This window comes from Photorhabdus khanii NC19 (genome assembly GCF_000517265.1).
Taxonomy (GTDB): domain Bacteria; phylum Pseudomonadota; class Gammaproteobacteria; order Enterobacterales; family Enterobacteriaceae; genus Photorhabdus; species Photorhabdus khanii.
Genome location: NZ_AYSJ01000013.1, coordinates 440,424 through 454,557, shown reverse-complemented (window position 1 = coordinate 454,557; position 14,134 = coordinate 440,424). Strand labels below are relative to the sequence as shown.

Below are 14,134 nucleotides of genomic sequence, written 5' to 3'. Positions count from 1 at the left end.
AATATGATAAAAGAACTTCAGCAGCGTAAGCTGTTATCCATTGTGCAATCACAGAATGGTCTTATTGGGTACAGGTTCACTGATAGGTTGTATGATGCCGCCGAAGTCCTTGATGCGACACTCTTGCAAGTTTTGTGTGAAGGAATATCGGTTACGCCACACTCCTGTACTACATTGTTACCTCGCTCCACGTTGGAACGTATAAATTTCTTTGATAAATTGCCTAGCAATCCGTTGCATGTTTACCCTCATTTAAACAATGAGGTGATGAGTGAGGAAGCGGGGGATGCATGGGTATTGAGTCCATCGACTTGCTATCATACCTTTTCTCATTTGATAGATAGCACCCATGATTGGGAATTGAAATATTTTACGGCTAAAGGACAGTGTCATCGATACGAACCGGTTAAAGATGAGCCTACCCGCATGGGGAATTTTACCATGCGTGAATTAATATTGGTGGGGATACAGGAAAAAGTAGAAACGCAATGTGAAATAATATTTGGACAAACCGTTAAATTCTTACGACTACTGTTTCCTTCTATTTCGGTGGAAAAAGCCAGCGATGTATTTTATGGCGAGCATTCTAAAGTGACTCGGAAAGTACAATTATCAATGGGCGTCAAGTGTGAAGTGCTTATTCCTTGGTTTGATAAATATAACGTTAGTGTTGGTTCACGAAATTTACACCGGGATTTATTTACCACAAATTTTAATATTATCAGTCGTGTCAGTGATTGCCCTATGCATTCTGCTTGTATTGCTTTTGGGATGGAGAGATTACTTTTGGCGCTGTTATCACATACTTTGAATTATGAACCTGACTTACTTATCGAAAATATATCACAAGCAGCCAAAATAATATTAAAGGAAAAATAACTGTGATTGCAGGACATAATATATTTGGTCCGTTATTCATAAATAAGTCCATTGTATCGAGGTGATAAAATACTTATGGAAAATATGATGGATAAATCGAAAATAAACGTCGCTATCAATTGTTTTACCGGTAGCCTGACAAGATTACTTAATCTACAGGGTAAGGAGATTTTTGAGGCAGAGATCTTTGAAGCTGGCAATGGTTATTTATTTCGTAGTGGTTATGATGAGTTGAATATGCCTGAATATACTTTCTCGGTTGAAACTGTTGGACTAACTGGCGCGGTATCTTTAGGTGCAAATATGGTTTCACTACCGATAGATTACACACATTGGTGTTGTCAATTATATGAATTATTATGTCAGAAGAAAGGCGTAGTTGCTTGGGTCAATTCGGCACATTTATCTTATTCTGAGGTTTATACCAATAAACCAGAATACCTGCATGCTGTGTTGATCACCGCTATTGCGGATGATTATTCACAAGTGCGTATCTTTGATTCTTTGGTGGTTGATCGGGAATCCTATGCTTGTGAGGCATGGATGCCCTCCGAGCAATTTTATTTAGCGCTTTACGATAAAGTGCCCGGTGAAACTTATGATCATATGGGGCATTTTTATATTGTTGATTCATTGAAAGATCTAGAGATCATGTCGGTAAGGAAATTACTGACTTGTCAAGCTGAATTATTTAATACTTTACCCGAATATTATGATGCGTTGAGAAATTATAGCAAATTATGCCTGAATGCGTTTCAGCAGCCAAAGGAAAAAGCTTGTCGGGCTGCCAAAAGATTGTTTGATCATATCAGTGTGTTGTATGTGATACCCAATTTGAGTTTGTTAAAATATTCTTTAATCAGAGCAGATATTGCACCTTCTCTGATTGAACATTGCACGGAATTGATTGGTCATTGGAAAGCTTTATCTATTTTAGCCCTAAAGTTTGAAGCCACATTATCACTTCAGGTATTAGAAAAAATAGAGGGCCGTTTTAATCACATTGACCAAATGACTAATGTGATGTGGGGGGAGTTGTCTAGGTATAAAGATAAATCCTGCGATTGATAATGACGGAACACTGCCGCACTGTCTAATTTATATATAAACTAATTCGTAAACAAGGTAATAATTTTCATAAATATTATCACGCATAAATAAAATCGTAACTCTTTTAATTTAAACTTTTCATTAACAAATCTTGTTGATATGATGGAGCAGCTCAGGTACAGCGTAATCAGAGTCTCATTTTTGGATGTTTTATTATTTACACTGCCATAACACCAAAATACGAGAAGTAAGTTATTGATACAACCCAGTTTGCAAGATGGTCAAGCAGTAACTTAAGTTGAAGTTACCCCACTAAATGGATGGTAAATATGACTAAAAAATTTTCATTCATTATTAACGGCCAAGTCGAAGCATTTCCTGAAAGTGATGATTTAGTGCAATCCATTAATTTTGGTGATAATCGTGTTCATCTGCCCATATTGAATGACTCTCAAGTAAAAAACATTATTAATTATAATGAAAATAATAAATTACAGCTGCATAACATTATCAATTTTCTCTACACAGTAGGGCAAAGATGGAAAAATGAAGAATATTCAAGACGCAGGACATACATTCGCGACCTGAAAAAATACATGGGATATTCAGAAGCAATGGCTAAGCTGGAGGCCAACTGGATCTCTATGATCTTATGTTCTAAAGGTGGTCTTTATGATGTTGTAAATAATGAGCTTGGTTCTCGCCATATCATGGATGAATGGTTACCTCAGGATGAAAGTTATATTAGAGCTTTTCCGAAAGGTAAATCTGTACATCTGTTGGCGGGTAATGTCCCATTATCGGGTATAATGTCTATATTACGCGCAATTTTGACAAAGAATCAATGCATTATAAAAACCTCATCCGCCGATCCTTTTACAGCCAATGCATTAGCGTTAAGCTTTATTGATGTAGACCCTAATCATCCGATAACGCGCTCTTTGTCTGTTATATATTGGCAACATCAAGGTGATACATCACTCGCAAAAGAAATTATGCAACATGCGGATGTCATTGTCGCTTGGGGTGGGGAAGATGCGATTAATTGGGCTGTAAAGCATGCACCACCTTATATTGACGTAATTAAATTTGTCTCTAAGAAGAGTTTCTGCATTATTGATGATCCTGTTGATTTGACGTCCGCAGCGACAGGTGCGGCTCATGATGTTTGTTTTTACGATCAACAAGCTTGTTTTTCCACCCAAAACATATACTACATGGGAAGTCATTATGAAGAATTTAAGCTAGCGTTGATAGAAAAACTAAACTTATATGCGCATATATTACCAAACGCCAAAAAAGATTTTGATGAAAAGGCAGCCTATTCCTTAGTTCAAAAAGAAAGTTTATTTGCTGGATTAAAAGTAGAGGCTGATGTTCATCAGCGCTGGATGATTATTGAGTCAAAGGCGGGTGTGGAACTTAATCAACCACTTGGCCGGTGTGTGTACCTTCATCATGTCGATAATATTGAGCAAATATTGCCTTATGTTCAAAAAAATAGGACGCAAACCATCTCTATTTTTCCTTGGGAGTCAGCATTTAAGTATCGGGACGAATTAGCATTAAAAGGTGCTGAAAGGATTGTAGAAGCAGGAATGAATAACATATTTCGAGTGGGTGGATCTCATGATGGAATGAGACCGTTACAACGATTAGTGACATATATTTCTCATGAAAGGCCATCTCACTATACTGTTAAGGATGTTGCGGTCGAAATAGAACAGACTCGATTCCTGGAAGAAGATAAGTTCCTGGTATTTGTCCCTTAAATAGGTAAAAAGTATGGAAAATGTATCCAGATATAAAACCATCGACCATGTTATTTGCGTTGAAGGAAATAAAGAAATTCATGTCTGGGAAACACTGCCAGAAGAAAACAGCCCAAAAAGAAAGAATGCAATTATTATTGCATCTGGCTTTGCCCGGAGGATGGATCATTTTGCTGGTCTGGCGGAGTATTTGTCACGGAATGGGTTTCATGTGATCCGCTATGATTCACTTCACCATGTTGGATTGAGTTCAGGGACAATTGATGAATTTACCATGTCTATAGGAAAACAGAGTTTGTTAGCCGTAGTTGATTGGTTAAATACACAAAAAATAAATAACCGTGGTATTTTGGCTTCAAGCTTATCTGCACGGATAGTTTATGCAAGCCTGTCTGAAATCAATGTTTCGTTTTTAATCACTGCGGTGGGTGTTGTTAACTTAAGATATACTCTCGAAAGAGCTTTAGGATTTGACTATCTCAGCTTACCCATTGATGAACTGCCGAATAATCTGGATTTTGAAGGCCATAAATTGGGTGCTGAAGTCTTCGCGAGAGATTGCTTTGATTTTGGCTGGGAAGATTTAACTTCCACAATGAATAGCATGATGCATCTTGATATACCGTTTATTGCTTTTACTGCAAATAACGATGATTGGGTAAAACAAGATGAAGTCATCAAATTGTTATCAAATATTCGTAGTAATCGATGCAAGATATATTCTTTGCTAGGAGGTTCACATGATTTGAGTGAGAACTTAGTGGTCCTGCGCAATTTTTATCAATCAGTTACGAAAGCGGCTATCGCGATGGATAATGATAGTTTGGATATCGATATTGATATTACTGAGCCGTCGTTTGAACATCTGACTATTGCGACAGTCAATGAACGCCGAATGAAAATTGAGATTGAAAATCAAACAATTTCTCCGTCTTAACTCTATCACTCGGATAGAAACATAAGGACTATTTATGAAATTCGGAAACTTTTTACTTACCTACCAACCACCTCAACTTTCTCAAACCGAGGTAATGAAACGTTTGGTTAAATTAGGCCGCGTCTCTGAGGAGTGTGGTTTTGATACTGTATGGTTACTTGAGCATCATTTCACGGAGTTTGGTTTGCTTGGTAACCCTTATGTCGCTGCTGCATATTTACTGGGTGCAACTAAGAAACTGAATGTAGGGACTGCTGCTATTGTTCTCCCTACCGCTCATCCGGTACGCCAACTTGAAGATGTGAATTTGCTGGATCAAATGTCAAAAGGACGATTTCGGTTTGGTATTTGCCGGGGGCTTTACAATAAAGACTTCCGCGTATTTGGTACAGATATGGATAATAGCCGCGCCTTAATGGAGTGCTGGTATGGGCTAATAAGAAATGGAATGACGGAGGGATATATGGAGGCTGACAATGAACATATCAAATTCCATAAGGTAAAAGTAAATCCGACGGCATATAGTAGAGGTGGAGCACCTATTTATGTCGTTGCTGAATCAGCCTCGACAACTGAGTGGGCCGCTCAATTTGGTTTACCGATGATATTAAGTTGGATTATAAATACTAACGAAAAGAGAGCGCAAATTGAGCTCTATAACGAGGTGGCTCAAGAATATGGTCATGATATTCATAATATCGACCATTGCTTATCATATATTACATCCGTAGATCATGACTCAATTAAAGCGAAAGAAATTTGCCGGAATTTTCTGGGGTATTGGTATGATTCCTATGTGAATGCTACGACCATTTTTGATGATTCAAACCAAACAAAAGGTTATGATTTCAACAAAGGACAGTGGCGTGACTTTGTATTAAAAGGACATAAAAATACCAATCGCCGTATTGATTACAGTTATGAAATCAATCCCGTAGGAACGCCGAAGGAGTGCATTGATATAATTCAAAAAGACATTGACGCCACGGGAATATCAAATATTTGTTGTGGGTTTGAAGCTAATGGCACAGTAGACGAAATTATTGCTTCTATGAGGCTTTTCCAGTCTGATGTCATGCCATTTATCAAAGAAAAACAACGTTCGCTATTATATTAGCTAAGGAAAATGAAATGAAATTTGGATTGTTCTTCCTTAACTTCATCAATTCAACAATGGTTCAAGAACAAAGTATAGCCCGCATGCAGGAAATAACCGAGTATGTTGATAAACTGAATTTTGAACAGATTTTGTTGTATGAAAATCATTTTTCAGGCAATGGCATTGTCGGTGCTCCTCTGACTGTTTCTGGTTTTTTGCTCGGCTTAACAGAGAGAATTAAAGTTGGCTCATTGAATCATATCATTACAACTCATCATCCTGTCCGAATAGCGGAGGAAGCTTGCTTATTGGATCAGTTAAGTGAAGGGAGATTTATTTTAGGATTTAGTGATTGTGAAAAAAAAGATGAAATGCATTTTTTTAATCGCCCTGATAAATACCAACAGCAATTATTTGAAGAGTGCTATGAAATTATTAATGATGCTTTAACAACCGGCTATTGTAATCCAGATAACGATTTTTATAGTTTCCCCAAAATATCCGTAAACCCCCATGCTTATACGCAAGGCGGGCCTCGGAGATATGTAACAGCAACGAGTCATTATGTCGTGGAGTGGGCAGCCAAAAAAGGCATTCCTCTTATCTTTAAGTGGGATGATTCCAATGATGTCAGACATGAGTATGCGGAAAGGTATAAAGTCATTGCTGATAAACAGGGTATTGACCTATCATCTATAGATCATCAGTTAATGATATTGGTTAACGTTAATGAAGATAGTCAGAAAGCTAAAGAAGAGACACGTGCATTTATACGTGATTATGTTCTTGAAATGCACCCTGATGAAAATCTCGAAAAGAAACTCGAAGAAATAATCACAGAAAATGCCGTCGGAGATTATATGGAATGTATAGCTGCGGCTAAATTAGCAATTGAACAGTGTGGTGCAAAAACCATATTACTATCCTTTGAACCAATGAATGACTTGATGAGCCAGAAAAACGCAATTGATATTGTTAATGATAATATTAAAAAGTATCACATGTAATATACTCTATAGATTTCAAGATGCATTGAGACGGCAAGGGAGCGAATCCCCGGGAGCATAGCGAACTATGTGACCGGGGTGAGCGAGTGCAGCCAACAAAGAGGCAACTTGAAAGATAACGGGTATAAAAGAGTATGGCAGCAGCGCTGTCATACTTTCTAATATTATCTGGAGAGGTAAAACAGGTATGACTGCATATATTGAGAAACAAGACATCACAGCAAGCTCAGAAATTGATGATTTGATTTTTTCGAGCGATCCATTAATTTGGTCTTATGATGAACAGGAAAAAATCAGAAAAAAACTTGTACTTGATGCGTTTCGTTATCACTATAAACATTGTCAAGAATACCGTCGCTATTGTCAGGCACACAAAGTAGATGACAATATTACGGAAATTGATGATATACCTGTATTCCCAACATCAGTTTTTAAGTTTACTCGCTTATTAACTTGTAAGGATGACGAGATTGAAAGTTGGTTTACCAGTAGCGGCACCAATGGTCTAAAAAGTCAGGTGGCGCGTGACAGATTAAGTATTGAGAGACTCTTAGGCTCTGTGAATTATGGCATGAAATATGTTGGTAGCTGGTTTGATCATCAAATGGAGTTGGTCAACTTGGGACCCGATAGATTTAATGCTCATAACATTTGGTTTAAATATGTTATGAGCCTGGTAGAATTGCTATATCCCACGACATTCACCGTAACAGAAGAACGAATAGATTTTGTTAAAACATTGAATAGCCTTGAACGAATAAAAAATCAAGGGAAAGTTATTTGTCTTATCGGTTCGCCATACTTTATTTATTTGCTCTGCCATTATATGAAAGATAAAAATATCTCATTTTTTGGTGATGAAAGCCTTTATATTATAACGGGGGGAGGCTGGAAAAGTTACGAAAAAGAATCCCTGAAACGCGACGATTTCAATCAGCTTCTATTCGATACCTTCAACCTCAGTAATATGAGTCAGATCCGGGATATATTTAATCAAGTTGAACTCAACACTTGTTTCTTTGAGGATGAGATGCAACGTAAACATGTTCCACCGTGGGTATATGCGCGAGCACTTGATCCTGAAACGTTGAAACCTGTACCTGATGGAGTACCCGGTTTGATGAGTTATATGGATGCGTCATCAACGAGTTACCCCGCATTTCTTGTCACCGATGATATCGGGATAATCAGAAGAGAGTATGGTAAATATCCTGGTGTACTCGTTGAAATTTTACGGCGTGTCAATACGAGGACACAGAAAGGGTGTGCTTTAAGCTTAACTCAAGCATTTGACAGATAATATACAGGTAAAAAAGCTCAGGCGTTTTACCCTGAGCTCAGGTTGTTTACACGACACTAAATGTTGAGCCGTAGACGGAGCAATATCCAATGCCCGCGCTAGGTCACGAATTCCTAAATCTGGCTCTTCCAAAAAGTCAGCAATAACCTCGCCTGGATGAGGTGGATTAAACATTTTCATTATCTGTTTAAATGGTTATTAATTTTATATGGTAGATTCGAATAATAAGTGCAATTTTTCAGAAGGGTGGTCAGTTGCTATGCAATATTCTGGTTATGTTTATGACTTGCAAGAAATCCATAGGGTATAACAGCGAGTCGTTGGCGGAGTTTGTTTGCATGATTACGCCAGTAGCCGCCACTTATCAAAAAGCAGATTAATTCATTGGCAGGGAAATTTGATCAGGTTCCCAATAATTCAGAAGAAAAGCTAAAGAAAAAATAGCTGGTTCCGAAATAAAGTATGATAGGTAGAACGAAACTGTACGTGAGCTGAATTTTTTATATAGATCACTAATAAATTACGGGAGTTATAATGACTACAAGGTTTGATATAGAACACGGAAGACTGGTTTACACAGAAAAGTTAGGATGGGTAGACTTGGGACATGCTAAAGGTGATGACGTAAGAAAACTAATGGCTGCTATAAATGCAGGTGATGATACTAAGGAATCATATTTTACTGTTAGATATGTCCAATATATGGGGAAGGGGCGTAAATATGGGACATCTAAAATAACAAGATGGAAAGTTAGGCGGGGTTTATCTTTGTATGGTAAGAAGAGAGTTGCTCTTACTATTATGATGTATACAACTCATTTATTTGAGTCCTACCAAGACTCTTTTCCTTTTAATTGGGTTACGGATAGTGGTTATAGTGGTGAAGATTTAATTTCTAATTTACTTGGTTTTTATCGGGCTGTAAATGGCATTGATTATTTATCTCAGTTAGGAGTAGTAAGTAAAGAAGAAGCATTTGAGCGATGGGATTACTATGGTCCTATAGGTAAATATAAAAATAAAATTTTTAAACCATTATTATTTCCTAATCCTGAAAAATATCCAAATAATGCAAGACCTTATTATACGTCTCTACCTGGTTTTTTAAATACTATATCACCCATAAGTGATATAAAGACAAGTCATGACATAATACATATTAGCGAACAGACTGGGATTAACTTAGATGTGGAATATGCTGGGATTTCGATTGAGTAGTTTTATACGTATAATTGTTGTTATATCCATTCTCATTGGATGTGTTCTGATTTTTACTATGTCACTTGCAAATGTTAATTTGTCATATACAAAGAAAAATTTTATTTATTATAATATGTTTACTTTTGATGAAATTAAAAACATTCCCTTAATTTCAAATGATTATATCATATACTATGATTCACCTGATGGAACACCGACAATGACTAACAAAATTGTTTTTTCAAATGTAAATTTGAATAATAAATCAGAGTTAATAAAATATGTTGAAAGTATGGGTTTTGAAAAATACTTTGACGAATATTGGCATGATGAATATTGGCGTAAGGATAATGTACTCATAAATATAAAACAAAATGATACAAAGCGTACTATTTTGTTTTTAGTTGAGAAGAATTAAAATACATTGTCTTTTCTTATGCTGTAACCTGTGAATTTTTAGACCTCGACTGACAGTTTTATGTATATTTAACAGGTGTTAGTTGAGGTTAATATAAATAAGGAAGAAGACCGGGATACTTTTTACCGTTGGAAAAAGGATTATGTTGCCAAAGGAGAAAAAGGGTTTATTAATAGCAAACCATGCCCGGAAAATCCGGCTGTCCGCGTTTCCTCGTCCCTCCCTGCATCGGGGAATATATAAGCAAAAAAGCCTGAGTTTTCACTCAAGCTTTCTCTTCAAATCTGGCGGTGAGGGAGGGATTGACTCGCTAGCGCTCGCCCTCCGGGCCGCCTTTGGCGGTCCAAAACGGCGTTGCCGTTTTGTCAAACCCTGTTCGAGGGTTCTCAACCCTCCCTGCATCGGGGGAGTATATAAGCAAAGAGCCCAAGTGTTTAACCTGAGCTCTTCTTCGAATCTGGCGGTGAGGGAGGGATTCGAACCCTCGATACGTTTTCACGTATACACACTTTCCAGGCGTGCTCCTTAAGCCTCTCGGACACCTCACCGTGTTTTTTCGTCGCAGTCACTCTGTTTGATATCGTCGCTGCAACGGGGCGCTACTATAGGGAAAAGCATTACAAGCGTCAACACTCTTCTAATACTTTTCTTTGGTTTTATGATTGATTAACTAAATAACCGTCAATTCGATGCATTGATGCCCATCTGACGTTGTTGAAGTAAACCAATGCAAGTTTTTTGATAAGAAAAAAATGAATTCGTTAACTACTTAACATTCTCAACATTTTCATAAATATGATTAACAAAGGGGCTTGCAACCTGCTATTAATCAGATAACCCTGTATAAAAAAATAAAATAGGATAAATAATCATGGATATTATCTTTTACCACCCTTTTTTTGATGCCGCTCAATGGATCCAAGGCATGCAGCATCGACTGCCGAATATTAATATCCGTCAATGGAAACGAGGCGATAATGCTCATGCAGATTATGCAATGGCTTGGGCACCTCCCTACGAGATGTTGGCAAATCGCTCCGGATTGAAGGGGATTTTTATCCTGGGAGCAGGAGTAGAGGCCATTTTGAAGCAGGAACAGCAAAGACCTGGGATATTGCCCGCCGGTGTACCATTAATGCGGCTCGAAGATGCAGGTATGGGATTACAAATGCGGGAGTATGCAGTAGCAACGGTTTTACATTATTTACGCCGCATGGATGAATATAAGCTACAGCAAGGGCAGAGAATGTGGAAGCAACTCGAATCACATGATCGCCGCGATTTTGTAATTGGTGTGTTGGGTGCCGGGGTTTTGGGATGCAGTGTTGCTGAGACGCTGGTTGAGTTTGGTTTTACTGTACGCTGCTGGAGCCGTACTCCGAAGCAGATTAATAAGGTAGACAGTTTTTACGGTCAAGATCAGTTGGGCGATTTTCTCTCCGGCAGTAAAGTGCTTATTAATCTATTGCCTGATACACCAAATACCCGTGGTATTCTGAATTTATCGCTGTTTAGTCAGTTAAAACCGAAGTCCTATCTGATTAATCTCGCACGAGGCTCCCATTTGATAGAACATGATCTATTGGTAGCGATCAATAAAGGCTATATTGCAGCGGCTTCATTGGATGTATTTACTGAGGAACCCTTGCCGGAAATGCACCCATTCTGGACGCATCCCCGTATAACGGTTACTCCACATGTTGCTGCTATTACTATTCCCAATATCGCTATGGATAAGGTCAGTGAAAATATTCAGCGGATTGAAAAGGGTGAATTACCAACGGGTGTTGTGGATATCAAACTGGGATATTAACAGTGTCTCTTTACAGTAAGGTCGGTTATTGGGGACAATAGCGGCAAAATAGCGATTTATTTGGAAAATGAGATGAATGAATTTTCAATAGTCTGCCGCATTTTAGGGACGTTGTTTAACCGCCAGCCACAAGATCCGGTTCTGCAACCCCTTCTGACAATGATTGCGGAAGGTAAACTGAAACAATCCTGGCCGTTAGAGCAGGGTGCGTTGTTAGATCGCCTGCAACAGGGTTGTGAACTGCCGGCAATGACAACGGATTATACCGCGCTGTTTGGTGATGATGATGCCAGTGTGCCGGGTCGCCGTTCTGACTATACCGGGGAGAGTGAAAACGATATTCGTCAGTTTCTGACCGAACGCGGTATGCCATTGTCAGAGGGGCCGGTTGATCAGTTTGGTTCTCTGTTATTAGCGGCTTCATGGCTGGAAGATCAGGCCGCAGAAGATGAAGTTCAGGGGCAAATTGTGTTGTTTGATGAGTATCTTCTGCCGTGGTGTGGGCAATTGCTGGGAAAGGTAGAAGCCCACGCAACAACCGGTTTTTACCGGACATTGGCGACGATCACCCGTGAAGCGTTGCAAGCGTTACGGGAAGAGTTGGATTCTTAGTTTGAAACGGATAAAAAGGCAAATAATTTATGATTATTTGCCTTTTCTGTGATATCTCGATAAAAATTATTTATCGGTCAGCATGATAACAAATTTGCCAGGTTTGACTTCTAACCCTTTTGCCAATTTTTTGGCGGCGGCTTCAGCTTTGCTGTGATCCGGTTTCAATACATAAACGGGGTGAATATCAAAGAAAGCACTGAGTGATTTATTCAGATAAGGAAACAGCGCGTTAATCGGCTTTTCCATTTTTTCCGGTGTGATTTGATAATCAACGATTTCTAATTCTTTCAGAAAAATAGCGCCTTTTTCTGGATCAAACACAGGTTGAGCTTTTAGTGTCAGCTTCATATCCGCTTTAGCCGGGCCAAGCAGGGAGGCAATATTAACCTTTGCCTGGCCGGTTAATGCCATTTTATCGGGTTCTGTGCGGCCAATTTGGCTGGACAATTCTGTCAGTTCTATATCCGCGTTGGCAATACCATGTAATTCAATCTGTTTCTGGTAATGGACATGTTTCGCCAGATAGCCGTTAATCAGCTCTTCGCTGACACTGAAATCTTTGAATTGATCACAACCGCTGACCAACCCGGCCAGCAGTAATACTGCCCCCAAGAAAAATTTTCTCATATTGACTCCTTTTATTTTGAAGGGCAGATTTTACATCATTAACTGCCCTTAAGCATGGCGGATTCAATTTTACGCTGGTTAAACTGGCGGTGCAGTGCATACAACGTGATAAAGCCAATAATTCCTAACAGGATCCAGGGCAGTTGCGGCATGTTTAGCGTGTGGCCGGTATCATACAACCAACCGCCGCCGGTATAACCTAAAGCGCCGCCCAGTGCCAGGCCGAGGCGGCTAAAGCCCATATAACTGCCACGGGCGCGCGGATCGGCCAGTGAAGCGCTTAATGTCTCACGGGCAGGTTCGGCGATGATTGTACCAAGGTAGAACAGGCAGATAATGCCAAACAGCGTATTGATTTCACCAATCAAACCTATTGGGAACATACTCAGGCTCATCAGGAAAAGCCCTGCCATCAGGCGCTGTTCCAGCCGGAAACGTTTTTCGCTCCAGCGGGCAATGGGATAAAGCAAAGTCAACGAAAGTGTTGCTTCAATGGCGTACATCCACTTCACCGCTGCGGGCGTCCCGGCGATTTCATTAACGATAATTGGGAACATCAGCATGACCTGTACAGACAGCATAAAGTAGCCGGTCAGTGTCAACACATAAGTGAAGAAGCGACGGTCTTTAATGACGCGTCCCATACCTTCCCAGATTGGCGTACGGGTAGTGGAAATCCGGTATGCAGGGAGTTGCCAGGCATTCCAGATGGCTGCCAGAACGAAAATAACAGCACCTGTCCAACAAACAATCTGGAAATCGTATTGCAGCAGCCAGCTACCAATCAGCGCACCGACAACGGCGCCGGCGCTGTCCTGCATTAACAGCAGGGAATAAAAACGGCCACGCTCGTGAGGGCGGGTGAGTTTGATAACCAGTGCGGTCCGTGGTGGATCAAATAAAGTGCCGCCTAATGCGGATAATATGCAGGCAAGCCATAAGATCCACGGCTCAGTGGCTAATGCGATTAAAGCAAAACCAAGGGCGCGCAATAGCATCCCGGTGACAATCATCGGTTTTGCACCAAAGCGGTCGGCAATGGCGCCACCGAAAATGCCTAAGCCTTGTTGTACAAACTGCCGCAAACCAAGAGCAAAACCGACAACCAGCGCGGCCCAACCCAGTTGTTCAACAAAGTGTATTGATATTAAGGGAAAAACGACGAAGAAGCCCAGAACGACCAGCAAGTTATCAAATAACAAGAAGTACTTGCCCAGGCTACGTGCTTGCGAAACCAGTGACATTTCTCACCATTGGAATATTAGGAAGAGAAAATAATATAATTCTTCTATATTCTGTACTTAATTTAATCGTTAGGGTAGTGATTTATAGATAATATTTTTTTATCGTAAGCGGGTGGCTGGCAGGTATATTTTACAGATAGTGACTTAAATTTTTAATGGATAAATTAGGCATA

Annotated in this window: 13 protein-coding genes, 1 tRNA gene, 1 other RNA gene and 1 pseudogene; 11 read left to right on the top strand and 5 right to left on the bottom strand. The window is 39.5% G+C overall.

Features of this window, described 5'->3' with window-relative positions:
• Positions 1-3 precede the first annotated feature (3 nt).
• The 7 genes from PTE_RS14025 to luxE all read left to right on the top strand — a co-directional run bounded on the left by PTE_RS14025 (position 4) and on the right by luxE (position 8,044).
• Positions 4-879 (top strand): class-II aminoacyl-tRNA synthetase family protein, encoded by an 876-nt coding sequence (locus PTE_RS14025; protein ID WP_036847610.1) that lies wholly within the window; start codon positions 4-6, stop codon positions 877-879.
• Between the two features lie 75 nt (positions 880-954).
• Positions 955-1,947: a hypothetical protein gene (locus PTE_RS14020; RefSeq protein WP_036847607.1), complete on the top strand. Its 993-nt coding sequence runs from the start codon at positions 955-957 to the stop codon at positions 1,945-1,947.
• A gap of 311 nt (positions 1,948-2,258) precedes the next feature.
• Complete coding sequence (luxC, locus tag PTE_RS14015) at positions 2,259-3,701, top strand: long-chain-fatty-acyl-CoA reductase LuxC (protein ID WP_036847604.1); 1,443 nt, start codon at positions 2,259-2,261, stop codon at positions 3,699-3,701.
• Between the two features lie 13 nt (positions 3,702-3,714).
• Positions 3,715-4,638 carry an acyl transferase gene (locus tag PTE_RS14010; protein WP_036847602.1) on the top strand — a complete coding sequence of 308 codons (924 nt, stop codon included), beginning with the start codon at positions 3,715-3,717 and terminating at the stop codon, positions 4,636-4,638.
• Positions 4,639-4,672: 34 nt separating this feature from the next.
• Entirely contained in the window at positions 4,673-5,755 is a 1,083-nt protein-coding gene (luxA, locus tag PTE_RS14005) for a luciferase subunit alpha (RefSeq protein ID WP_036847600.1), read from the top strand.
• 14 nt (positions 5,756-5,769) lie between these two features.
• Positions 5,770-6,744 carry a luciferase subunit beta gene (gene luxB / locus PTE_RS14000; protein WP_036847598.1) on the top strand — a complete coding sequence of 325 codons (975 nt, stop codon included), beginning with the start codon at positions 5,770-5,772 and terminating at the stop codon, positions 6,742-6,744.
• A 187-nt stretch (positions 6,745-6,931) separates the two neighbouring features.
• Positions 6,932-8,044, top strand: a complete 1,113-nt coding sequence (luxE, locus tag PTE_RS13995; RefSeq protein WP_036847596.1) for a long-chain-fatty-acid--protein ligase LuxE — start codon at positions 6,932-6,934, stop codon at positions 8,042-8,044.
• 24 nt (positions 8,045-8,068) lie between these two features.
• Here luxE and PTE_RS26565 read toward each other — a convergent pair.
• A pseudogene (locus PTE_RS26565) lies at positions 8,069-8,224 on the bottom strand (helix-turn-helix transcriptional regulator); the annotation flags it as partial.
• Between the two features lie 354 nt (positions 8,225-8,578).
• Here PTE_RS26565 and PTE_RS13990 point away from each other — a divergent pair.
• Complete coding sequence (locus PTE_RS13990) at positions 8,579-9,262, top strand: hypothetical protein (RefSeq protein ID WP_036847594.1); 684 nt, start codon at positions 8,579-8,581, stop codon at positions 9,260-9,262.
• Positions 9,263-9,320: 58 nt separating this feature from the next.
• Positions 9,321-9,662 (top strand): hypothetical protein, encoded by a 342-nt coding sequence (locus tag PTE_RS13985; protein WP_241826140.1) that lies wholly within the window; start codon positions 9,321-9,323, stop codon positions 9,660-9,662.
• Positions 9,663-9,947: 285 nt separating this feature from the next.
• Here PTE_RS13985 and PTE_RS23825 read toward each other — a convergent pair.
• Both PTE_RS23825 and PTE_RS13980 read right to left on the bottom strand, forming a co-directional pair.
• A non-coding RNA gene (locus PTE_RS23825) (RtT sRNA) lies at positions 9,948-10,073 on the bottom strand.
• Between the two features lie 47 nt (positions 10,074-10,120).
• Positions 10,121-10,210, bottom strand: a tRNA-Ser gene (locus PTE_RS13980).
• Positions 10,211-10,533: 323 nt separating this feature from the next.
• On the opposite strand from PTE_RS13980, the gene ghrA reads away from it, so the two are divergent.
• Entirely contained in the window at positions 10,534-11,475 is a 942-nt protein-coding gene (gene ghrA, locus PTE_RS13975; protein ID WP_036847592.1) for a glyoxylate/hydroxypyruvate reductase GhrA, read from the top strand.
• Between the two features lie 72 nt (positions 11,476-11,547).
• On the top strand, positions 11,548-12,087 hold the full coding sequence (locus PTE_RS13970; RefSeq protein ID WP_036847590.1) for a TorD/DmsD family molecular chaperone: 540 nt from the start codon (positions 11,548-11,550) through the stop codon (positions 12,085-12,087).
• Between the two features lie 66 nt (positions 12,088-12,153).
• On the opposite strand, the gene PTE_RS13965 is transcribed toward PTE_RS13970, so the two are convergent.
• Together PTE_RS13965 and mdtH are read right to left on the bottom strand one after the other, a co-directional pair.
• On the bottom strand, positions 12,154-12,717 hold the full coding sequence (locus tag PTE_RS13965) for a lipoprotein (protein ID WP_036847588.1): 564 nt from the start codon (positions 12,715-12,717) through the stop codon (positions 12,154-12,156).
• Positions 12,718-12,755: 38 nt separating this feature from the next.
• Entirely contained in the window at positions 12,756-13,961 is a 1,206-nt protein-coding gene (gene mdtH / locus PTE_RS13960; RefSeq protein WP_036847586.1) for a multidrug efflux MFS transporter MdtH, read from the bottom strand.
• Between the last annotated feature and the right edge of the window lie 173 nt (positions 13,962-14,134).

Bases quoted from the DNA above. Each gene is read 5' to 3' on its own strand.
- PTE_RS13990 (WP_036847594.1), top strand. From the start codon at position 8,579: ATGACTACAAGGTTTGATATAGAACACGGAAGACTGGTTTACACAGAA.
- PTE_RS13985 (WP_241826140.1), top strand. From the start codon at position 9,321: ATGTCACTTGCAAATGTTAATTTGTCATATACAAAGAAAAATTTTATT.
- PTE_RS13965 (WP_036847588.1), bottom strand. From the start codon at position 12,717: ATGAGAAAATTTTTCTTGGGGGCAGTATTACTGCTGGCCGGGTTGGTC.
- PTE_RS14010 (WP_036847602.1), top strand. From the start codon at position 3,715: ATGGAAAATGTATCCAGATATAAAACCATCGACCATGTTATTTGCGTT.
- PTE_RS13970 (WP_036847590.1), top strand. From the start codon at position 11,548: ATGAATGAATTTTCAATAGTCTGCCGCATTTTAGGGACGTTGTTTAAC.
- luxB (WP_036847598.1), top strand. From the start codon at position 5,770: ATGAAATTTGGATTGTTCTTCCTTAACTTCATCAATTCAACAATGGTT.
- luxE (WP_036847596.1), top strand. From the start codon at position 6,932: ATGACTGCATATATTGAGAAACAAGACATCACAGCAAGCTCAGAAATT.
- PTE_RS14020 (WP_036847607.1), top strand. From the start codon at position 955: ATGGAAAATATGATGGATAAATCGAAAATAAACGTCGCTATCAATTGT.
- PTE_RS14025 (WP_036847610.1), top strand. From the start codon at position 4: ATGATAAAAGAACTTCAGCAGCGTAAGCTGTTATCCATTGTGCAATCA.
- luxA (WP_036847600.1), top strand. From the start codon at position 4,673: ATGAAATTCGGAAACTTTTTACTTACCTACCAACCACCTCAACTTTCT.
- ghrA (WP_036847592.1), top strand. From the start codon at position 10,534: ATGGATATTATCTTTTACCACCCTTTTTTTGATGCCGCTCAATGGATC.
- luxC (WP_036847604.1), top strand. From the start codon at position 2,259: ATGACTAAAAAATTTTCATTCATTATTAACGGCCAAGTCGAAGCATTT.
- mdtH (WP_036847586.1), bottom strand. From the start codon at position 13,961: ATGTCACTGGTTTCGCAAGCACGTAGCCTGGGCAAGTACTTCTTGTTA.